The sequence below is a fragment of the Pseudomonas sp. LBUM1661 genome, from assembly GCF_059695925.1.
Window position 1 is genome coordinate 5560718 of record NZ_CP166794.1, and the last position, 19909, is coordinate 5580626.

General features: G+C 57.4%; 21 protein-coding genes. 12 read left to right on the plus strand and 9 right to left on the minus strand.

What is annotated here, in order from left to right:
• The first annotated feature begins 1 nt into the window (after position 1).
• Together nth and ACA057_RS25520 are read left to right on the plus strand one after the other, a co-directional pair.
• The gene (gene nth, locus ACA057_RS25515) at positions 2–640 is read left to right on the plus strand and encodes an endonuclease III (RefSeq protein ID WP_401363762.1); all 639 of its coding nucleotides are present in this window, start codon (positions 2–4) and stop codon (positions 638–640) included.
• A gap of 106 nt (positions 641–746) precedes the next feature.
• Positions 747–926 carry a PA3496 family putative envelope integrity protein gene (locus tag ACA057_RS25520; protein ID WP_007898493.1) on the plus strand — a complete coding sequence of 60 codons (180 nt, stop codon included), beginning with the start codon at positions 747–749 and terminating at the stop codon, positions 924–926.
• A 91-nt stretch (positions 927–1017) separates the two neighbouring features.
• Here the strand turns inward: ACA057_RS25520 and ACA057_RS25525 are convergent, their stop codons facing one another.
• Positions 1018–1644, minus strand: a complete 627-nt coding sequence (locus ACA057_RS25525; protein WP_059406296.1) for a response regulator transcription factor — start codon at positions 1642–1644, stop codon at positions 1018–1020.
• 562 nt (positions 1645–2206) lie between these two features.
• Here ACA057_RS25525 and ACA057_RS25530 point away from each other — a divergent pair.
• Positions 2207–2878 (plus strand): hypothetical protein, encoded by a 672-nt coding sequence (locus ACA057_RS25530; protein WP_497343359.1) that lies wholly within the window; start codon positions 2207–2209, stop codon positions 2876–2878.
• Between the two features lie 137 nt (positions 2879–3015).
• Here the strand turns inward: ACA057_RS25530 and ACA057_RS25535 are convergent, their stop codons facing one another.
• Together ACA057_RS25535 and ACA057_RS25540 are read right to left on the minus strand one after the other, a co-directional pair.
• On the minus strand, positions 3016–4233 hold the full coding sequence (locus ACA057_RS25535) for an argininosuccinate synthase (protein WP_007898502.1): 1218 nt from the start codon (positions 4231–4233) through the stop codon (positions 3016–3018).
• A 129-nt stretch (positions 4234–4362) separates the two neighbouring features.
• Positions 4363–5271 (minus strand): flagellar protein MotY, encoded by a 909-nt coding sequence (locus tag ACA057_RS25540; RefSeq protein ID WP_497343361.1) that lies wholly within the window; start codon positions 5269–5271, stop codon positions 4363–4365.
• A gap of 159 nt (positions 5272–5430) precedes the next feature.
• Between ACA057_RS25540 and pyrC the strand changes: the two genes are divergently transcribed.
• Complete coding sequence (gene pyrC, locus ACA057_RS25545) at positions 5431–6477, plus strand: dihydroorotase (protein ID WP_401363770.1); 1047 nt, start codon at positions 5431–5433, stop codon at positions 6475–6477.
• Positions 6474–7151, plus strand: coding sequence for a ribonuclease T (rnt, locus tag ACA057_RS25550; RefSeq protein WP_059406291.1), 678 nt, complete (start codon positions 6474–6476; stop codon positions 7149–7151). Before pyrC ends, rnt begins: the two co-directional genes overlap by 4 nt.
• 65 nt (positions 7152–7216) lie before the next feature.
• Here the strand turns inward: rnt and ACA057_RS25555 are convergent, their stop codons facing one another.
• Positions 7217–7819, minus strand: coding sequence for a peroxiredoxin (locus ACA057_RS25555; protein ID WP_497343364.1), 603 nt, complete (start codon positions 7817–7819; stop codon positions 7217–7219).
• Positions 7820–8133: 314 nt separating this feature from the next.
• Between ACA057_RS25555 and ACA057_RS25560 the strand changes: the two genes are divergently transcribed.
• Positions 8134–8352: a bacterioferritin-associated ferredoxin gene (locus ACA057_RS25560; protein ID WP_033057470.1), complete on the plus strand. Its 219-nt coding sequence runs from the start codon at positions 8134–8136 to the stop codon at positions 8350–8352.
• 199 nt (positions 8353–8551) lie between these two features.
• On the plus strand, positions 8552–9025 hold the full coding sequence (gene bfr / locus ACA057_RS25565) for a bacterioferritin (RefSeq protein WP_017340571.1): 474 nt from the start codon (positions 8552–8554) through the stop codon (positions 9023–9025).
• 177 nt (positions 9026–9202) lie between these two features.
• On the opposite strand, the gene grxD is transcribed toward bfr, so the two are convergent.
• The 3 genes from grxD to plzR all read right to left on the minus strand — a co-directional run bounded on the left by grxD (position 9203) and on the right by plzR (position 12172).
• Positions 9203–9544: a Grx4 family monothiol glutaredoxin gene (grxD, locus tag ACA057_RS25570; RefSeq protein ID WP_010457686.1), complete on the minus strand. Its 342-nt coding sequence runs from the start codon at positions 9542–9544 to the stop codon at positions 9203–9205.
• A 97-nt stretch (positions 9545–9641) separates the two neighbouring features.
• The gene (locus ACA057_RS25575) at positions 9642–11747 is read right to left on the minus strand and encodes a molybdopterin oxidoreductase family protein (protein WP_497343367.1); all 2106 of its coding nucleotides are present in this window, start codon (positions 11745–11747) and stop codon (positions 9642–9644) included.
• A gap of 134 nt (positions 11748–11881) precedes the next feature.
• Positions 11882–12172: a PlzR type 4 pili assembly inhibitor gene (plzR, locus tag ACA057_RS25580; RefSeq protein WP_497343369.1), complete on the minus strand. Its 291-nt coding sequence runs from the start codon at positions 12170–12172 to the stop codon at positions 11882–11884.
• Positions 12173–12579: 407 nt separating this feature from the next.
• On the opposite strand from plzR, the gene argF reads away from it, so the two are divergent.
• Both argF and ACA057_RS25590 read left to right on the plus strand, forming a co-directional pair.
• Positions 12580–13500 (plus strand): ornithine carbamoyltransferase, encoded by a 921-nt coding sequence (gene argF / locus ACA057_RS25585; protein ID WP_497343371.1) that lies wholly within the window; start codon positions 12580–12582, stop codon positions 13498–13500.
• Positions 13497–14606, plus strand: coding sequence for an ABC transporter ATP-binding protein (locus ACA057_RS25590; RefSeq protein ID WP_401363786.1), 1110 nt, complete (start codon positions 13497–13499; stop codon positions 14604–14606). Before argF ends, ACA057_RS25590 begins: the two co-directional genes overlap by 4 nt.
• A gap of 107 nt (positions 14607–14713) precedes the next feature.
• Here the strand turns inward: ACA057_RS25590 and ACA057_RS25595 are convergent, their stop codons facing one another.
• Both ACA057_RS25595 and ybaK read right to left on the minus strand, forming a co-directional pair.
• Complete coding sequence (locus ACA057_RS25595; protein ID WP_497343374.1) at positions 14714–15496, minus strand: PhzF family phenazine biosynthesis protein; 783 nt, start codon at positions 15494–15496, stop codon at positions 14714–14716.
• 14 nt (positions 15497–15510) lie between these two features.
• Positions 15511–15981 (minus strand): Cys-tRNA(Pro) deacylase, encoded by a 471-nt coding sequence (gene ybaK, locus ACA057_RS25600; RefSeq protein WP_007971306.1) that lies wholly within the window; start codon positions 15979–15981, stop codon positions 15511–15513.
• A gap of 371 nt (positions 15982–16352) precedes the next feature.
• Between ybaK and ACA057_RS25605 the strand changes: the two genes are divergently transcribed.
• From ACA057_RS25605 to ACA057_RS25615, 3 genes are all read left to right on the plus strand, one after another.
• The gene (locus tag ACA057_RS25605) at positions 16353–17204 is read left to right on the plus strand and encodes an MIP/aquaporin family protein (protein ID WP_497343376.1); all 852 of its coding nucleotides are present in this window, start codon (positions 16353–16355) and stop codon (positions 17202–17204) included.
• A 72-nt stretch (positions 17205–17276) separates the two neighbouring features.
• Entirely contained in the window at positions 17277–18782 is a 1506-nt protein-coding gene (gene glpK, locus ACA057_RS25610) for a glycerol kinase GlpK (protein ID WP_497343378.1), read from the plus strand.
• 96 nt (positions 18783–18878) lie between these two features.
• A complete protein-coding gene (locus ACA057_RS25615; RefSeq protein WP_497343380.1) occupies positions 18879–19634 on the plus strand; it encodes a DeoR/GlpR family transcriptional regulator in 756 nt (251 codons plus the stop codon).
• The last annotated feature ends 275 nt before the right edge of the window (positions 19635–19909 follow it).

A 19909-nucleotide genomic window follows, 5' to 3' on the forward strand; every position in this document is an offset into this window, starting at 1 on the left:
CATGAATGCCGCAAAACGCCTGGAAATTTTCCGCAGGTTTCACGAAGACAATCCGGAACCGAAGACCGAGCTGGCCTATTCCTCACCGTTCGAATTGCTGATCGCCGTGATTCTCTCGGCACAGTCGACCGATGTCGGTGTCAACAAAGCCACCGCCAAACTCTACCCGGTGGCCAATACGCCGGCGGCCATTTATGCGCTGGGCGTCGAAGGGCTCTCGCAGTACATCAAGACCATCGGCCTGTTCAACAGCAAGGCGAAAAACGTGATCGAGACCTGTCGCCTGCTGGTCGAACGTCATGGGGGTGAAGTACCGCAGACGCGCGAGGAACTGGAAGCGCTACCCGGCGTCGGCCGCAAAACCGCCAACGTGGTGCTCAACACGGCATTTCGTCAGCTGACCATGGCGGTGGATACGCATATTTTCCGGGTCAGCAACCGCACCGGCATTGCGCCAGGCAAGAACGTGGTCGAGGTTGAGCAAAAACTGATGAAGTTCGTGCCCAAGCAATACCTGCTCGATTCTCATCACTGGCTGATCCTCCACGGACGCTACGTTTGCCTGGCCCGCAAGCCTCGCTGCGGCAGTTGCCGGATCGAAGATTTGTGCGAATACAAGCAAAAGACCTCGGACGATTGAGGCGCTATTAGGTTTTTTGATTTATCGATTGAAAAAATCTTTTTTACCCGCCGGGAGATTGTCGATATAAGGAGCGCCAAAGGCAGTCTTAGCCTGGAGTAACAAAATGAGCACTGGCAAAGAGCAATTGGACGTAGAAGACGACTTCACCCCTGTTGAGGCCGATGACGCTGAACCAGTGGTTGAAGTAGCGAAGACCAACCTGAGCAAACGCCGCACCATCGACAATCTGCTGGAGGAGCGCCGACTGCAAAAGCAATTGGCCGATTACGATTTTGACTTATGACACCTGAAAGCCTCCCGAAACGGAGGCTTTTTACTATGTGCCGAACCCTGATAAACGCTGCCCCATCACCCCACGTCAAACGTTGAGACCTTCACACCAAACCGTTGCGCTGCGCCAACTCGATCAGATCCACCAGAGAGCGGGCATTGAGTTTCAACAACAGGCGAGTCTTGTAAGTACTGACGGTTTTATTGCTGAGGAACATGCCGTCTGCAATCTCCTTGTTAGTCTTGCCCCGGGCCAACTGCTGCAACACCATCATTTCCCGCCCCGACAGACGATCCACCATATCGGCTTCACTGGCATTGCCCAGACTGGAGCGCACGGTGTGCAAGGCTTGATTCGGGAAGTAGCTGTAGCCAGACAACACGGCCTTTATTGCGCTGAGCAACTCAGTCAGATCCTGTTGCTTGCAAACATACCCGGCGGCGCCCGACTGCATGCAACGCATGGAAAAATGCCCGGGTGCCTGGGAAGTCAATATCAGCACTTTCATGGGCATTGCTGTCGAGGTCAGACGCGCAATGACTTCCAGCCCATCCAGTTTCGGAATGCCGATATCCAATATGACAATATCCGGCATAAGTTCACGCGCGAGTTGTAATGCATCCACGCCGTTATCTGTTTCTGCAATGACTTCGTAGCCATGACGCTCCATCAGCATACGTACCGCAAGACGAATGACGGGGTGATCATCCACGATCAGCACTTTATTCATGGGCAAGTCCAATTTCGCTGTTCGAATTTTTAGAGCCCGCACAATAGCCTAGTCGTTTCACCCATGGCATGCCGTCCCCCCCGGCCACCCACACCGGGAGACATTCCCTACAAATAACGCGGATTAATCTTACAAAAAATCTTCGAATACTCTGCATCAGAAGATTTTCCAGCGAGCTGGCCTTCCGATTTTCAATAGTTTTTTGTATCGATTCTTGACCATAAAATCAAATAAACAGACTGGGCGGCAGCGACTCGCGAAGGTCGACGACTGGGACAGGCTCAAAAGTCACCGATATTTACCGTATCAACGTTCATTCCGGAAATATCACACGCCAAGTATCCACTTCTTCTTACAGCAAAAAAAACGCCATGATCAATTATGAATAGACGATGACAATTCAGTAAAACCACCACATAGCCAGTCATCAAAAAATCATTTAACACTTTACGACAAGGCAAACGGACCTGCCCTAACCACGAACAATAACGCTATATTAAAATAAACACCCCACCCTAACTTCAACCTTTAGAGAAAAGATAAAACTTCATGAGTATTAACTATGACCAGACTCAAAAAAAGAATTACCAACCCCATGACCGTCATCGCGATATTCGCAACACTGTCTGAAACTTCCGCAGCCATTTCACTGCCCTTTCTCGACAATAAGGAAAGAGAGGTCTATATCTGGTTTCTGATCAGTTTTCCTTTTTATTTGCTTCTTCTGTTCTTCATCACACTCAACTTCAATTATCGGTCACTCTATGCGCCTTCCGACTTTGAAAAAGGAAAGCACTTCATAAAGGTCATGGACAGTGCCGAGCGCTCGGAAAGCACTGCCCCCTCGCCACCCGCCCAGCGTCCCCGAAACACACAGGATCCACCCGCCGAGGCCGGTTCAAAGCATCCCATCTCGGTTCAGCACCATGTCAGCCTGGCCGAGCGGCTAAAGGACCTGTACATCATTGATGCACGCCGAATGCACAAAGAGGTTCAGTTCAGTGGTGTGATGGAGAAGATTCAGAAAGAACAGGGAAAGCTGGCGCACGCGATCGTGTTCATCACGTGTGACGAATCGGAGTTATTACTGAAGAAAAGCGCGCTCAAACATTCAAGGCACACAAAAAAACGCAGCAGCATGACGTTTTGCATGGCTTACAACTTGAATTCACAGGGTGTGACGCTCATTGATCAAAACGTGTTAACTGGCACGCAGCCGTCAGCAGCACTTTAAGAGCAACCAGAGAATGGGCAGGAAGGAATAACAGAAACCAGAAGGACGCGGACGCGCAACGTCAGGCAAACATCCCCTTTCAGACGTGTGACCTTGTCGACGACAAGGCCACACGTCCTGTTACGGTCTCAAAGGTCTCAGAAAAGCTTCCGGCCTTTGTTCGCGGCAATGCGCATACGCAGCGCATTGAGCTTGATGAAGCCCGCTGCGTCAGCCTGGTTGTAGGCGCCGCCATCTTCCTCAAAGGTCGCGATGTTGGCGTCGAACAACGACTCGTCGGACTTGCGCCCGGTGACGATCACGTTGCCCTTGTACAGTTTCAGGCGCACAACGCCGTTCACGTGAGCCTGGGACGCATCGATCATCTGTTGCAGCATCAGACGCTCAGGGCTCCACCAGTAACCGGTGTAGATCAGGCTGGCGTATTTAGGCATCAGCTCGTCTTTGAGGTGAGCCACTTCGCGGTCCAGGGTGATCGATTCGATCGCACGGTGAGCGCGCAGCATGATGGTGCCGCCCGGGGTTTCGTAGCAGCCACGGGACTTCATGCCGACGTAACGGTTCTCGACGATGTCGAGACGGCCGATGCCGTGTTCGCCGCCGATACGGTTCAGGGTCGCCAACACGGTGGCCGGGGTCATTTCGACGCCGTCCAGCGCGACGATGTCGCCGTTGCGGTAGGTCAGTTCCAGGTATTGCGCTTTGTCAGGAGCCTTCTCCGGGGAGACGGTCCATTTCCACATGTCTTCTTCGTGCTCGGTCCAGGTGTCTTCCAGCACGCCGCCTTCATAGGAGATGTGCAGCAGGTTGGCATCCATCGAGTACGGGGATTTCTTCTTGCCGTGACGCTCGATCGGGATGTTGTGCTTTTCAGCATAATCCATCAGCTTTTCACGGGAGAGCAGGTCCCATTCACGCCACGGAGCGATCACTTTCACGCCCGGTTTCAAGGCGTAGGCGCCCAGTTCGAAACGAACCTGGTCGTTACCCTTGCCAGTAGCGCCGTGGGAAATGGCGTCAGCGCCGGTTTCGTTGGCGATTTCGATCAGGCGCTTGGCGATCAACGGACGAGCGATGGAAGTACCCAGCAGGTACTCGCCTTCGTAAACGGTGTTGGCGCGGAACATCGGGAAAACGAAATCGCGCACGAATTCTTCGCGCAAGTCGTCGATGTAGATCTCTTTGACGCCCATGGCCTGAGCCTTGGCGCGTGCAGGTTCGACCTCTTCGCCCTGACCCAGGTCAGCGGTGAAGGTTACGACTTCACAGTTATAAGTATCCTGCAGCCACTTGAGGATCACCGAAGTGTCCAGGCCGCCGGAATACGCCAGAACGACCTTGTTTACGTCCGCCATGCCATCACTCCACGGGGTTCTACGGAAAGCCGTCAAGTCTACCGGTCATGCAGAATAATTTACAGAGGCGCGACAGCTTATGACGACGAAGCGACAGATTATGTCGAGCGAGCGACGATGACAGCCGGTTCAGGACGTCTTTGCAGCGCTCGCCGAGACCGTTGCCTGAGGCGCCGGCTGTTCGGTGGGCGCGACCCGCGCGAGGTGCACGTTGACCCGACGGTTCTTCGCCCGATTGGTGGAATTGGTGTTGGGCGCCAGTGGATAACGTTCACCGTGGAAACGTACGGTGATCTGCGATTCCTGAACACCGTTGGCCTTGAAAAACTCCATGACCGCCAGGGCGCGACGCCGCGACAGGTCACGATTGGTCAGGCGATTGCCGCTGTTGTCGGAGTGACCATCGAGTTCGATGTGGTTGACCGTCGGATCGGCCTTCATGAACTCCAGCATCACTTGCAACTGCGCCTTGGCCTGCGCATCGAGATCGATGCCTTCGCCGGGGAAACCGATCTGGGATTGTTTGACCTGTTCGAAATTTCTCGGCAACAGCTTCGCCACACAGCCCTGATAGTCGTTGAAGGCCTGGCTGAACTTGACCGGCAACAGACGCACTTCCGACACCCGGCCGTCACCCGAATAGTGCCGCACGACTGTACTGCGGCCGTCCATCAAGCCGCTGATCAAGCGCCCGGCCTGTACTTGCGAACTGTTGAACAGCACATTGCCGCTGCCGATTCGCACGGAACCCAGGTTGATATCGCCGCGCCCCGGTTGCCAAGGTGCAGCAGCCGCCAGCAAGGTCGCCGAACCACCGCCGATCATCGAGTTATAGGCCTTCAGACGAAACGTCGCTTGCTCGCCGGCACGACGCACGAACTCACCCGAACCGAAATCGGTGATCGGTTGCGTCAGGCGGCATTCGAATTTGTCACCTTCGACGGTCCACTCGATGCTCTCCAGACGCGTCTGGAAAGTGAGCGCCATCGCAGGAAGGCTGGCAAACACGCTGAGCAAGGCTAAATAACGCTGGCGCACGGGAGGCTCCACTGGCTTCTACAACAAAAAGACCGACACACACTTGTTTACGGCATACCTGTTGGATATCGGAAGCTTCCTGCAAAACTTGATAGCGAGTGCCTGAGAGAGTCTTTTCCGGTAGCATTCCCCTCAGTTTGACCCGCCTGGAATCCCCTCATGTCCGACCGCCTGACCCTGCTGCGTCCCGACGACTGGCACATTCATCTTCGCGATGGTGCCGTGTTGACCAATACCGTTGCGGATGTTGCGCGCACCTTTGGTCGCGCCATCATCATGCCTAACCTGGTACCTCCGGTGCGTAATGCGGCTGAAGCCGACGGCTATCGCCAGCGGATTCTCGCTGCACGCCCGGCCGGCAGTCGCTTCGAACCGTTGATGGTCCTGTACCTGACCGACCGCACCCAGCCTGAAGAAATTCGCGAGGCCAAGGCCAGCGGTTTCATTCACGCCGCCAAGTTGTACCCGGCCGGCGCGACCACCAATTCGGACTCTGGCGTCACCAGCATCGACAAGATCTTCCCTGCGCTTGAGGCCATGGCCGAAGTCGGGATGCCTTTGTTGGTTCACGGTGAAGTCACCCGCGGCGATGTCGACGTGTTCGATCGCGAAAAAATCTTCATCGATGAGCACATGCGTCGTGTGGTCGAGCGTTTCCCGACGCTCAAAGTGGTGTTCGAACACATCACCACCGCGGACGCCGTGCAGTTCGTCAACGAGGCTTCGGCCAACGTCGGCGCGACCATCACCGCTCATCACCTGCTGTACAACCGCAACCACATGCTGGTGGGCGGGATTCGGCCGCACTTCTATTGCCTGCCGATCCTCAAGCGCAACACCCACCAGGAAGCCCTGCTCGACGCTGCCACCAGCGGCAGCGACAAGTACTTCCTCGGCACCGACTCGGCGCCGCATGCCCAGCACGCCAAAGAAGCCGCTTGCGGCTGTGCCGGTTGCTACACCGCTTATGCAGCGATCGAGATGTACGCCGAGGCCTTCGAACAGCGCAACGCGCTGGACAAGCTCGAAGCCTTCGCCAGCCTCAATGGCCCGCGCTTCTATGGCCTGCCGGTGAACACCGATCGCATTACCCTGGTCCGCGATGAGTGGACCGCCCCAACCAGCCTGCCATTTGGCGAGCTGACCGTAATCCCGCTGCGCGCCGGTGAAAAACTGCGCTGGCGCCTGCTGGAGGAACACGCGTGAGTGAAGACCATTACGACGACGAACAGGACGGTCAAGGCGGCGGAGGTGGTTCGCGCCACCCGATGGCCGAGCGCTTCCGTGGATACCTGCCAGTCGTTGTCGACGTTGAAACCGGTGGTTTCAACTCTGCCACTGACGCCTTGCTGGAAATTGCCGCGACAACCATCGGCATGGACGAAAAAGGGTTTGTGTACCCCGATCACACCTACTTCTTCCGCGTCGAGCCGTTTGAAGGCGCGAACATCGAAGCGGCCGCTCTGGAGTTCACCGGGATCAAACTCGATCACCCGCTGCGCATGGCAGTGAGTGAAGAAGCAGCCCTGACCGATATCTTCCGTGGCATCCGCAAGGCCCTGAAAGCCAACGGTTGCAAGCGGGCGATTCTGGTTGGTCATAACAGCAGCTTTGACCTGGGCTTCCTCAACGCCGCTGTCGCGCGCCTGGACATGAAACGCAACCCGTTTCATCCGTTCTCCAGTTTCGACACCGCAACGCTGGCTGGGCTGGCTTACGGTCAAACCGTATTGGCCAAGGCCTGTCAGGCCGCCGATATCGACTTCGACGGTCGCGAGGCTCACTCGGCTCGCTACGACACCGAGAAGACGGCTGAGCTGTTCTGCGGCATCGTCAATCGCTGGAAGCAAATGGGCGGCTGGGAAGACTTCAACGACTGATTGCTGTCGTCGCCCATAAAAAAACCGGCCATGGCGGCCGGTTTTTTTATGCCTGACGCTTGGGCTTACAGGGCCGCAGCGTGCTCGGTCAGGTAAGCCGCAACACCTTCGGTGGAAGCGGTCATGCCTTTGTCGCCTTTTTTCCAGTTGGCTGGGCACACTTCGCCGTGCTCTTCGTGGAATTGCAGCGCGTCGACCAGACGAACCAGCTCTTCGATGTTACGGCCCAGCGGCAGGTCGTTGATGATCTGCGAGCGGACAACGCCTTTGTCGTCGATCAGGAACGCACCACGGAACGCTACACCGTCAGCGGACTGAACGTCGTAGGCCTTCATGATTTCCTGCTTGATGTCGGCAGCCATGGTGTAACGGACCTGGCCGATACCGCCATTGTTGACCGGGGTGTTGCGCCAGGCGTTGTGAGTGAAGTGCGAGTCGATCGACACGGCGATCACTTCAACGTTGCGTGACTTGAAGTCAGACATGCGGTTGTCCAGAGCGATCAGCTCGGACGGGCAAACGAAGGTGAAGTCCAGTGGGTAGAAGAACACCAGGCCGTATTTGCCTTTGATGGCCGACGACAGGGTGAAGCTGTCTACGATCTCGCCATTGCCGAGTACGGCCGGGACGGTGAAGTCTGGGGCTTGCTTGCCTACGAGTACGCTCATTGAATTTCTCCTGGTGTAAAAACGTGAAGTTCCGGGTTTGCGCCAGCCTGCCACCCTCAAGCGACAGCCCTGTGACACCCACCCGCTTCATAAGGACCGGCCATCATACACTGCGTTTTTGACCTGTCCTCAATGCTTTTTCGCAGACGGGTAAATTTGCCGTCGCCCCGTTTACTGGCAGATGGCCTTGAAGAAAACCGTTCGTCAGCCACGCGCGCTTATAACGCAAAGCTTTCAGAAACCACTTTGACAATCATTCTCGTTAACATTAAGATCCATCGCAATTGAGTCACAACCAGCGACGGTTTTCACTTATGTATGTCTGCCTCTGCACTGGCGTTACCGACGGTCAAATCCGCGATGCAATCTATGAAGGTTGCTGCAGCTATAAGGAAGTCCGTCAAGCCACCGGCGTCGCCAGCCAATGCGGCAAATGCGCCTGCCTTGCCAAGGAAGTGGTCCGCGAAACACTGACCAAACTGCAATCCGCCCAGGCTGCGATTCCCTACCCTGTAGAATTTACAGCCGCGTAAATACTGTATTTCAAAGAACCGGACTCTATGTCCGGTTTTTTTATGTCTGGAAATCAATCGCTTACGCGCTAGACGCGGAACACAAACATTCTTATTCCGATTAATTTTCACTTAAGTTTCAATAACTTAGGTTTGACACTCTTAATTGCGCGGCTCAAACTCCGCCTTATAGACAGCTAATACAGGGCAGGACCCCATCATGAAAGGCGACATTACAGTCATCCAGCATCTCAACAAGATCCTTGCCAATGAGCTGGTCGCGATCAATCAATACTTTCTGCATGCGCGCATGTATGAAGATTGGGGCCTGAACAAGCTCGGCAAGCACGAATACCACGAATCCATCGACGAGATGAAGCACGCGGACAAGCTGATCAAGCGGATTCTGTTCCTTGAAGGCCTGCCGAACGTCCAGGACTTGGGCAAGCTGCAAATCGGCGAGCACACTCAGGAAATGCTGGAATGCGACCTGCGTATCGAACGCACCGGTCACGCCGATCTCAAAGTGGCTATCGCTCATTGCGAAACCGTTGGCGACTTTGGTAGCCGCGAACTGCTCGAAGACATCCTTGAGTCCGAAGAAGAACACATCGACTGGCTGGAAACCCAACTGGGCCTGATCGATAAAGTCGGTCTTGAGAACTATCTGCAATCGCAGATGGGCGAAGAGTAAGTTAGCGCCCGCTGAACTCGAGACATTAAAAAGCCCCGCCCTCTTTTAAAGAGGCGGGGCTTTTTTAATGGCTGCTCTTGTAGGAGCGAGGCTTGCCCGCGAATCAGGCGCCGCGGTTCAGCAAGTGCACCGCGCCATCGTTCTTCGCGGGCAAGCCTTGCTCCTACAGAGACCGGATCAGGCTTCGGTCTTGTTGGCAGCAGCAGCTTCAACAGCCGCCTTGATCGTGGCTTGCAGCGAACCATCAGCCGACATCTCGGTCATGATGTCGCTACCGCCGACCAGCTCACCACCTACCCACAGTTGCGGGAAAGTTGGCCAGTTGGCGTATTTTGGCAGGTTGGCGCGGATTTCCGGGTTCTGCAGGATGTCCACGTACGCAAACTTTTCACCACACGCCATCACGGCCTGCGCGGCTTTCGCGGAGAAGCCACACTGCGGGGCATTCGGCGAACCTTTCATGTAAAGCAGAATGGTGTTGTTAGCAATCTGCTCTTTAATCGTTTCGATGATATCCATGAAGCACCTCGGCTGAACTTTCCGACTCAGGGGTCGGCACGGTGGCGCATTGTAACGGAAACCCGAGCGCCATGCTCGGTCTCCCCGACAGACTTGATCAAGCCGCCGCCACGGTCACTGGCACGCCGTTCAATGCTGCATTGCCCGACAACTCGTCGAGTTGACACTCATCGGTCAGGTCATTGGCGCTGGAACCCGGTTGGCCACTGGCAATGGTCATTTGCACACCCGGTCGCGCATGGCCCCAACCGTGAGGAAGGCTGACCACGCCTTTCATCATATCCAGACTGCCGAGCACTTCAACTTCAATCACGCCGACCCGCGAACTGACCCGCACGCGCTGCCCATCATTGAGCCCACGGCTGGCCAGGTCGTCCGGGTGCATCAGCAATTGATGGCGTGGCTTGCCCTTCACCAGACGGTGATAGTTATGCATCCACGAGTTGTTACTGCGCACATGACGACGGCCGATCATCAGCAATTCATCAGCCGCCGGTGCTTGCAAGGCCGCAAACCGTGCGAGGTCGGCAAGGATCACTGGCGGCGCGGCCTGGACGCGCTGGTTGGCGGTTTTCAGTCGCGGCGCCAGGTTGGGTTTGAGCGCCCCAAGATCGACCCCATGCGGGTGATCGAACAACGTCGCCAATGACAATTTATGCTCCGAAGCATCGCCATACAGCCCCATCCGCAAACCACGATCGATCATCTGCGCCGGAGCAATAGTCGGTTTCAGTTCCTTGCCGGTCTTCGCGGCAAAGGCTTTGGCCAGTCCGACGAAGATCTCCCAGTCGTGCAACGCACCCTCTGGTTTCGCCAGGATCGCGCGGTTGAACCGGCTGACGTTACGCACCGCAAACATATTGAACGTGGTGTCGTAGTGATCGTTTTCCAGGGCTGAGGTGGAAGGCAGGATCAGATCGGCATAACGCGTGGTTTCGTTGATATACAGGTCGACGCTGACCATGAACTCCAGGCCGTCCAGTGCCTGCTCCAGTTGCCGGCCATTGGGCGTCGACAGCACCGGATTGCCCGCCACGGTGATGAGCGCGCGGACCTGCCCTTCCCCTTCGGTGAGCATCTCTTCGGCCAGTGCCGACACCGGCAGTTCTCCTGCGTATTCCGGACGTCCGGACACGCGGCTCTGCCACAGATTGAAGTGCCCACCCGAAGTGGACGCCACCAGGTCCACCGCCGGTTCGGTGCACAGCGCACCGCCCACGCGGTCGAGGTTGCCGGTGACCAGGTTGATCAACTGCACCACCCAATGACACAAAGTGCCGAATGCCTGGGTCGACACCCCCATGCGGCCATAGCAGACCGCTGTCGGTGCCGCCGCGAAATCCCGGGCCAGTTGACGGATCTGTTCGGCGGGCACTGCGCACAGCGGGCTCATGGCCTCAGCGGTGAAACCTGCCACCGCCTGGCGCACCTCATCCAGCCCGTCCACCGGCAGATGACTGTCGCGGGTCAGGCCTTCAGCAAACAGGGTATTGAGCAGCCCGAACAACAGCGCCGCATCGCCCCCCGGACGCACGAACAGATGCTGATCGGCAATCGCCGCCGTCTCACTGCGGCGCGGATCGACCACCACCACTTTGCCGCCCCGGGCCTGAATCGCCTTCAGACGCTTTTCCACATCCGGCACGGTCATGATGCTGCCGTTGGAGGCCAGCGGATTGCCGCCGAGGATCAGCATGAAATCGGTGTGATCGATGTCAGGGATGGGCAACAGCAAACCATGGCCGTACATCAAATGGCTGGTCAGGTGATGAGGCAACTGATCGACCGACGTCGCGGAAAAGCGGTTGCGGGTTTTCAGCAAGCCGAGGAAGTAATTGCTGTGGGTCATCAGCCCGTAGTTGTGCACGCTGGGGTTGCCTTGATAGACCGCCACCGCGTTCTGCCCATGACGCTCCTGAATGGCGGCCAGACGCTCGGCGACAAGATTGAAGGCGTCTTCCCACTCGATGGGTTGCCACTCGCTGCCGACCCGCAGCATCGGCTGATGCAGGCGATCCGGATCATTCTGGAGATCTTGCAGGGCAACGGCCTTGGGGCAGATATGCCCACGGCTGAAGGTGTCCTGGGGATCACCCTTGATCGAGGTGATCTGTACGGCGCCGTCGACTTCGGTGGTTTCGATAGTCAGGCCGCAGATGGCTTCACACAAGTGGCACGCACGGTGATGGAGAGTCTTGGTCATGGCCAGTCTCTGTCTTGTTCTTGGCGGGCAATATCAGCCGCGGGAACAAAACTATGGCGCCTGCCCCGCGACTGCGCCAGCGACGTTCGTCTTGTGAATCGGTGGCTATCAGGCCAGCCGATGACCGCTCGATATCAGTTCGGCGGCAACCTCGGCGGTACCTGCAACTGTATCTCCTGAACAGTTTCGACCTGTTCCTGGGCGAGATGTACACCGGTGAGTTCGCCGATCAGTCGCCAGTGCTCGTCGAGCCCGGTGCTGATCGTGGCCATGCGGTCAATCATCCGTCGGCCGGCGGCCTTGGTGACCTCGTCGTTACTGCGCATCAGCTCGAAGGACATCGAGGTCATTGAAGCGGTAAGGTGGGTCAGTGAGCGGGCCGTAAGGCCGAGTAGCTCCATGAGTTGCTGATCTTTCGATTCCATTCCAAAGGCTTCCTGCGTCATTCGTGAGTTAGTTATAACCCAGCACTTTGCATTAGCAAGTGTTTCAGACGAGGCACATTACCAGTCGAGACCTCGAATGCCGGGTCGGAAACCGACCAGCAGAGCGCGATCCCCGCCCCGGTTGATTGCAAAGCCCCTTGGCCGCAGTGTACAAATGGTGGGCTGCTGTCAGGAAACAGGCTTCAAAAGCGCTACTGCGGTCACCCCGTAGCCCCTCTGAAATCCCCTAAAAACCGTAGCCCTATTGGTAAGACGCGACATTTAATTATAAGATCGCGCCTTCCCCTATTTCGTCGCCCCGTGCGGCTTACGCCGCAGGTCTCGCCCGTTTTTCAGTTAAACAAGGCTTTGAGTATCTGCGGTCTGTTGCAAAAAGGTAGTCAATGATGAGCGCAAGGCACTTTCTCTCCCTGATGGATTGCACGCCCGAAGAGCTGGTCAGCGTGATCCGTCGAGGCGTTGAGCTCAAAGACCTGCGTAACCGCGGCGTACTGTTCGAGCCTCTGAAAAACCGCGTGCTCGGGATGATTTTCGAGAAGTCCTCGACCCGCACCCGAATTTCCTTCGAAGCCGGCATGATCCAGCTCGGTGGCCAGGCGATCTTCCTGTCGCCGCGCGACACGCAACTGGGCCGTGGCGAGCCGATCGGCGATGCCGCCATTGTCATGTCGAGCATGCTCGATGCGGTGATGATCCGTACGTTTTCCCACAGCACCCTGACCGAATTCGCCGCCAATTCGCGCGTCCCGCTGATCAACGGCCTGTCCGATGACCTGCACCCGTGCCAGTTGCTGGCCGACATGCAAACGTTCCTCGAACACCGCGGTTCGATCCAGGGCAAGACCGTGGCCTGGATTGGCGACGGCAACAACATGTGCAACAGCTATATAGAAGCGGCGATCCAGTTCGACTTCCAGTTGCGCATCGCCTGTCCGGAAGGGTTTGAGCCCAATCCGGAGTTCGTGGCCAAGGCCGGTGATCGCGTCACCATCCTGCGCGATCCGAAGGATGCCGTGCGCGGCGCTCATCTGGTCAGCACCGACGTCTGGACCTCCATGGGCCAGGAAGAGGAAACCGCCAAACGCCTGAAGCTGTTCGCGCCATATCAGGTCAACCGTGCCCTGCTCGATCTGGCCGCCCCGGACGTGTTGTTCATGCACTGCCTGCCGGCCCACCGTGGCGAGGAAATCAGCGCCGACCTGCTCGACGACACGCGCTCGGTGGCCTGGGATCAAGCCGAAAACCGTCTCCACGCACAAAAGGCCCTGCTCGAATTTCTCGTCGAGCCGGCGTACCACCACGCATGAGCCAGCCATTACTGCTTAACCTGCGCAACCTCGCCTGCGGCTACCAAGACCAGCGGGTCGTGCAGAACCTCAACCTGCATTTGAATGCCGGCGATATCGGTTGCCTGCTGGGCTCTTCGGGCTGCGGCAAGACCACTACCCTGCGGGCCATTGCCGGTTTCGAACCGGTGCACGAAGGTGAAATACAGCTGGCCGGCGAGACCATCTCCCGCGCCGGTTTCACCCTCGCGCCGGAAAAACGCCGGATCGGCATGGTGTTTCAGGACTACGCGCTGTTTCCGCACTTGAGCGTGGCCGAGAACATTGCCTTCGGGATCCGCAAGCACCCACAAAAGGATCGCGTCACCGAAGAGTTGCTGGAACTGGTCAACCTGAAGAACCTCGGCAAGCGCTTTCCGCATGAGCTGTCCGGTGGCCAGCAACAGCGTGTCGCACTGGCCCGCGCTCTGGCGCCGGAACCGCAATTGCTGCTGCTCGACGAACCGTTCTCCAACCTCGATGGCGAGCTGCGACGCAAGCTCAGCCAAGAGGTGCGCGACATTCTCAAGGCGCGTGGCACCAGCGCGATTCTGGTCACCCACGACCAGGAAGAAGCCTTCGCGGTCAGTGACCATGTCGGGGTTTTCAAGGAAGGTCGGCTGGAGCAATGGGACACGCCCTACAACCTGTATCACGAACCGCTGACGCCATTCGTGGCCAGCTTCATTGGCCAGGGTTACTTCATTCGCGGTCAACTGAGCAGCCCGGAGTCGGTGCAGACCGAGCTGGGTGAATTGCGCGGCAATCGAGCCTACACCTGGCCAGTCGGTGGTGCGGTGGATGTGTTGCTGCGCCCGGACGATATTGTTTATGCACCGGACAACGGCTTGAAAGCACGCATCGTCGGCAAGTCTTTCCAGGGAGCGTCCACCCTGTATCGCTTGCAGCTACCAACGGGTGCTCAGCTTGAGTCGATATTTCCGAGTCATGCCGATCACCAGGTAGGCTCGGACGTCGGCATTCGTGTCGCGGCTGAACACTTGGTGCTGTTCCAGGCATCGGGCAGCACAGCGGCGCAGATTCCGGCGACAGAATCCGGTGTCCGGCGCCACAGCACCGCTTACTAACAGCTGAACCTGTAGGAGCGAGGCTTGCCCGCGAAAGCGCCGTATACGTCGACAGCATCATTGACTGTATTGACGCTTTCGCGGGCAAGCCTCGCTCCTACAAGAAATTAGCCAAGCAACAATTTGCCGCTCGCAACGAGCGTTGCATTCCCGCCGATCTTCACCCGATCGCCTTCCAGCCGGCAGAACAACTCCCCGCCCCGCGCCGAACATTGATAAGCCGTCAGACTCGACTTACCCAACCGTTTAGACCAATAGGGAATCAAGCTGCAATGAGTCGATCCGGTCACCGGGTCTTCATTGATGCCGATTGCCGGCGCAAAGTAGCGGGACACAAAATCATGCTTGCTGCCCTTGGCGGTGACAATAGCGCCCAGCCACGGCAGCTTGGCCAGGGCGACCATGTCCGGCTGACATTCAAGCACGGCTTGCTCGGATTCCAGCACCACGAACAGTTCATTCGAACCCAGTACATCGACCGCTTCCACACCGAGTGCGCGCTCGACATCCAGGGTCACGCCTAGCTCAGTGGGCACGATAGCCGGGAAATCCAGCCACAGGCGCTCACCCTCACGGCTGACGCTCAACGGGCCGGACTTGCAAAAGAAGTCCAGACGCTCGACCGGTTCCTTGTAGATTTCAAACAGCACGTAAGCGCTGGCCAGCGTCGCATGCCCGCACAGCGGTACTTCAGTCGTCGGGGTGAACCAGCGGATGTGCCAGGCTTGCCCTTCGCGCACCACGAAGGCTGTTTCGGCGAGGTTATGTTCGGCGGCGATCTTCTGCATCAACTCGTCGGTGAGCCAGGCATCGAGCCTGTAGACCATCGCCGGGTTGCCACTGAAAGGTCGATCACTGAACGCATCGACCTGGTGAAATTCAAGCTGCATGACCTTCTCCTTTGTCAGGCACGGCCGATATCGGCGAACTTGGCCTGGGTATGCTCGGCCAACACCGCCGGCGCCAATTCCACTTCCAGACCTCGCCGACCGGCGCTGACAAAAATACTGGCGAAAGGCTGCGCAGAATTATCAATAAAAGTGCGCAAGCGCTTCTTCTGCCCCAGCGGGCTGATTCCGCCCAAAAGGTAACCGGTGGATCGTTGCGCAGCAGCAGGGTCGGCCATTTCGACTTTCTTCACGCCGGCCGCATGAGCCAGGCCTTTCAAGTCAAGACTTCCGACGACCGGCACCACCGCCACCAGCAACTCACCTTTCTCACTCGCCGCCAGCAAGGTCTTGAACACCTGCGCCGGGTCCAGTCCCAGTTTCTCCGCGGCCTCCAGCCCATAGGACGCTGCCTTGGGATCATGTTCGTAACTGTGCACGCGATGTTCGGCACGAACTTTTTTCAACAAATCCAATGCGGGGGTCATGACAGCTCCAGACTGGGCGGCGGAAAGAAAAATACTGCGCTGGATTCTAGGACATTGATTGGTAAAAGGCTCTATTGCGGCGCTGTTTCAAGGGATTGCCAGCGCCGTTTGCCGTTCGTCCACATTCGGTCTGTTCCGTGAACGACACGATCATTCACGTGACTAATAGTTGAAATGTGACTGATGGTTCACTTTCGACCTTTGACAGCAGCGTTTCTTGTCTATATTTTTTCGAATGTGAATACCGCACCAAAGTGTCACTGCAGCACCCAGCAGTAAGCCGAGAACAGGATGGGGATTCTGCCTCGGAGGAAATCGCGCTTTGGCCATGATGAAAAAAGCGCCAGACAACAACAAAAAAGAGGTTTTCAATGACAACTGCTTTACAACAACCGTCGCTCTCGAGCCAATGCATGGCTGAGTTTCTGGGTACTGCACTGCTTATATTTTTTGGTACGGGCTGCGTTGCCGCGCTCAAGGTCGCGGGTGCCAGCTTCGGCCTGTGGGAAATCAGCATCATCTGGGGCATCGGCGTGAGCATGGCGATCTACCTGACCGCCGGGGTTTCCGGTGCTCACCTCAATCCTGCCGTCAGCATCGCCCTGAGCATTTTCGCTGACTTCGAAAAGCGTAAATTGCCGTTCTATATCCTGGCCCAGGTCGCGGGTGCCTTCTGTGGCGCACTGTTGGTGTACACGCTGTACAGCAATCTATTCTTCGATTACGAACAAACTCACCATATGGTTCGCGGCACCCAGGCCAGCCTTGAATTGGCGTCGGTGTTCTCCACCTTCCCCAACCCGGTCTTGTCCACGGCCCAGGCTTTCCTGGTTGAAGTGATCATCACCGCGATCCTGATGGGCGTGATCATGTCCCTGACCGATGACAACAACGGTCTGCCAAAGGGCCCGCTGGCGCCATTGCTGATCGGCCTGCTGATTGCCGTAATCGGCAGTTCGATGGGGCCGCTAACCGGCTTCGCGATGAATCCGGCGCGTGACTTCGGTCCTAAACTGATGACTTTCTTCGCGGGCTGGGGTGAAATTTCCTTCACCGGCGGACGTGATATCCCGTATTTCCTGATTCCGATTTTCGCACCGATTGTCGGTGCCTGCCTCGGTGCTGTGGCGTATCGCGGGCTGATTGCCCGTCATCTGCCGAGCGCCGAACCTGCTACAAAGGAAGCAACATCGGCCATTGACGGCAAACCAAGAACTTCGTGATACCGCTGGCGCGATCCTGCCCATTGATCGCGCGCCTGACTCCACTCCCTTTTTTCGTCCAAGGCAATCGACATGACCGACACACAGAACAAGAACTACATCATTGCCCTCGATCAGGGTACGACCAGCTCCCGCGCGATCATTTTCGACCGCGACGCGAACGTGGTCTGCACCGCCCAACGGGAATTCGTCCAGCATTACCCGCAACCAGGCTGGGTCGAACATGACCCGATGGAAATCTTCGCCACCCAAAGCGCCGTGATGGTCGAAGCCCTGGCGCAAGCCGGCCTGCATCACGACCAGGTCGCGGCCATCGGCATCACCAACCAGCGCGAAACCACCGTGGTCTGGGACAAGACCACCGGCCGCCCGATCTACAACGCGATCGTCTGGCAGTGCCGCCGCAGCACCGAGATCTGCCAGCAGCTCAAGCGCGACGGTCACGAGCAATACATCAGCGACACCACGGGCCTGGTCACCGACCCGTACTTCTCCGGCACCAAGCTCAAGTGGATCCTCGACAACGTCGAAGGCAGCCGCGAACGCGCACGCAAAGGTGAGCTGCTGTTCGGCACCGTCGACAGCTGGCTGATCTGGAAATTTACCGGCGGCAAAGTCCACGTCACCGATTACACCAACGCCTCGCGCACCATGCTCTTCAACATCCACACCCTGGAGTGGGACGCAAAGATGCTGGAGGTGCTGGATATTCCGCGCGAGATGCTGCCGGAAGTTAAATCCTCGTCGGAAATCTACGGCCACACCAAAAGCGGCATCGCCATCGGCGGTATCGCCGGCGACCAGCAGGCCGCCCTGTTCGGCCAGATGTGCGTCGAGCCCGGCCAGGCGAAAAACACTTATGGCACCGGCTGCTTCCTGTTGATGAACACTGGCGACAAAGCCGTGAAGTCCAAGCACGGCATGTTGACCACCATCGCGTGCGGCCCGCGTGGCGAAGTGGCCTACGCGCTGGAAGGCGCGGTGTTCAACGGCGGTTCGACCGTGCAGTGGCTGCGTGACGAGTTGAAAATCATCAACGACGCCCACGACACCGAATACTTCGCCAACAAGGTCAAGGACAGCAACGGCGTGTACCTGGTACCGGCCTTCACCGGTCTTGGCGCTCCGTACTGGGACCCGTATGCCCGTGGCGCATTGTTCGGCCTGACTCGCGGCGTACGCGTGGATCACATCATTCGTGCCGCGCTGGAGTCGATTGCCTACCAGACCCGCGACGTACTCGACGCCATGCAACAGGACTCCGGCGAACGCCTCAAGTCCCTGCGCGTGGACGGCGGCGCGGTGGCGAACAACTTCCTGATGCAGTTCCAGGCCGACATCCTCGGCACCCAGGTCGAGCGTCCGCAAATGCGCGAAACCACGGCACTCGGCGCCGCTTACCTGGCGGGCCTGGCGTGTGGTTTCTGGGGCAGCCTGGACGAGTTGCGCGGCAAGGCTGTGATCGAGCGCGAATTCGAACCGACCCTGGACGAAACCGCGAAAGAAAAACTCTACGCTGGCTGGAAAAAAGCTGTCAGCCGCACTCGCGATTGGGAACCGCATGAAGGCGCTGAATAAGCCAAGCTAAGTACTCGTATCTGTATGTAACTGGTCGGGAGCGGATTCCTGCGGCATCATGGGCAAATTTTTGCACGGCAGCCCAAAGGAAGCCCCATGAATCTGCCTCCCCGTCAGCAGCAAATCCTCGAACTGGTCCGCGAACGCGGCTACGTCAGCATCGAGGAAATGGCTCAGCTGTTCGTCGTTACACCGCAGACCATCCGCCGCGATATCAATCAGCTTGCGGAAGCCAATTTATTGCGTCGCTACCATGGCGGCGCAGCCTACGATTCCAGCGTCGAAAACACCGCTTACGCCATGCGCGCCGATCAGATGCGCGATGAGAAACAGCGTATCGGCGAAGCCATTGCGGCGCAGATTCCCGATCACGCCTCGCTGTTCATCAATATCGGTACCACCACCGAATCGATTGCCCGGGCGCTGCTCAACCACAACCACCTGAAGATCATTACCAACAACCTGCACGTAGCCTCGATGCTCAGCGCCAAGGATGACTTCGACGTGCTGCTGACCGGCGGCAACGTGCGGCGTGACGGCGGTGTGGTGGGTCAGGCCAGTGTCGATTTCATCAACCAGTTCAAGGTCGACTTCGCCCTGGTCGGCATCAGCGGTATCGATGAAGACGGCAGTTTGCTGGACTTCGATTATCAGGAAGTGCGGGTCTCCCAGGCGATCATCGCCAACGCTCGGAAGGTGATCCTCGCCGCCGACTCCAGCAAGTTCGGGCGCAACGCCATGATTCGCCTGGGGCCGATCAGCCTGATCGATTGCCTGGTCACCGATCAGCAGCCTGTGCCGGCGTTGGCGCAGTTGTTGAACCAGCACAAGATTCGGTTGGAAGTGGTTTAAACCGCCCCTCCAACTTCGGCGCCTGTACCGGCGCCTTCGCGAGCAAGTCGAATCGTCGCACCGCCGCTCCCACAAGGATTGCGCATAACCTGTGGGAGCGGGCCTGCTCGCGAATACGGTCGCCCACGTGACACACCTTCTGCGGCTTACCGCACATCTTAATGTTCGAATATTTTCCTTTGACCGCCCTTCGATGAGTATTTTCAATCGAAGTTAACTGGCTGTGCGCGGCTTTATGGGCTACCATTTTCGCAAATGAACATTAATGTTCGAAT

What these genes read in the sequence shown, in the direction of transcription:
- nth (WP_401363762.1), top strand. Translation starts at nt 2, where the DNA reads ATGAATGCCGCAAAACGCCTGGAAATTTTCCGCAGGTTTCACGAAGAC.
- ACA057_RS25520 (WP_007898493.1), top strand. Translation starts at nt 747, where the DNA reads ATGAGCACTGGCAAAGAGCAATTGGACGTAGAAGACGACTTCACCCCT.
- ACA057_RS25525 (WP_059406296.1), bottom strand. Translation starts at nt 1,644, where the DNA reads ATGAATAAAGTGCTGATCGTGGATGATCACCCCGTCATTCGTCTTGCG.
- ACA057_RS25530 (WP_497343359.1), top strand. Translation starts at nt 2,207, where the DNA reads ATGACCAGACTCAAAAAAAGAATTACCAACCCCATGACCGTCATCGCG.
- ACA057_RS25535 (WP_007898502.1), bottom strand. Translation starts at nt 4,233, where the DNA reads ATGGCGGACGTAAACAAGGTCGTTCTGGCGTATTCCGGCGGCCTGGAC.
- pyrC (WP_401363770.1), top strand. Translation starts at nt 5,431, where the DNA reads ATGTCCGACCGCCTGACCCTGCTGCGTCCCGACGACTGGCACATTCAT.
- ACA057_RS25555 (WP_497343364.1), bottom strand. Translation starts at nt 7,819, where the DNA reads ATGAGCGTACTCGTAGGCAAGCAAGCCCCAGACTTCACCGTCCCGGCC.
- ACA057_RS25560 (WP_033057470.1), top strand. Translation starts at nt 8,134, where the DNA reads ATGTATGTCTGCCTCTGCACTGGCGTTACCGACGGTCAAATCCGCGAT.
- bfr (WP_017340571.1), top strand. Translation starts at nt 8,552, where the DNA reads ATGAAAGGCGACATTACAGTCATCCAGCATCTCAACAAGATCCTTGCC.
- grxD (WP_010457686.1), bottom strand. Translation starts at nt 9,544, where the DNA reads ATGGATATCATCGAAACGATTAAAGAGCAGATTGCTAACAACACCATT.
- ACA057_RS25575 (WP_497343367.1), bottom strand. Translation starts at nt 11,747, where the DNA reads ATGACCAAGACTCTCCATCACCGTGCGTGCCACTTGTGTGAAGCCATC.
- plzR (WP_497343369.1), bottom strand. Translation starts at nt 12,172, where the DNA reads ATGGAATCGAAAGATCAGCAACTCATGGAGCTACTCGGCCTTACGGCC.
- argF (WP_497343371.1), top strand. Translation starts at nt 12,580, where the DNA reads ATGAGCGCAAGGCACTTTCTCTCCCTGATGGATTGCACGCCCGAAGAG.
- ACA057_RS25590 (WP_401363786.1), top strand. Translation starts at nt 13,497, where the DNA reads ATGAGCCAGCCATTACTGCTTAACCTGCGCAACCTCGCCTGCGGCTAC.
- ACA057_RS25595 (WP_497343374.1), bottom strand. Translation starts at nt 15,496, where the DNA reads ATGCAGCTTGAATTTCACCAGGTCGATGCGTTCAGTGATCGACCTTTC.
- ybaK (WP_007971306.1), bottom strand. Translation starts at nt 15,981, where the DNA reads ATGACCCCCGCATTGGATTTGTTGAAAAAAGTTCGTGCCGAACATCGC.
- ACA057_RS25605 (WP_497343376.1), top strand. Translation starts at nt 16,353, where the DNA reads ATGACAACTGCTTTACAACAACCGTCGCTCTCGAGCCAATGCATGGCT.
- glpK (WP_497343378.1), top strand. Translation starts at nt 17,277, where the DNA reads ATGACCGACACACAGAACAAGAACTACATCATTGCCCTCGATCAGGGT.
- ACA057_RS25615 (WP_497343380.1), top strand. Translation starts at nt 18,879, where the DNA reads ATGAATCTGCCTCCCCGTCAGCAGCAAATCCTCGAACTGGTCCGCGAA.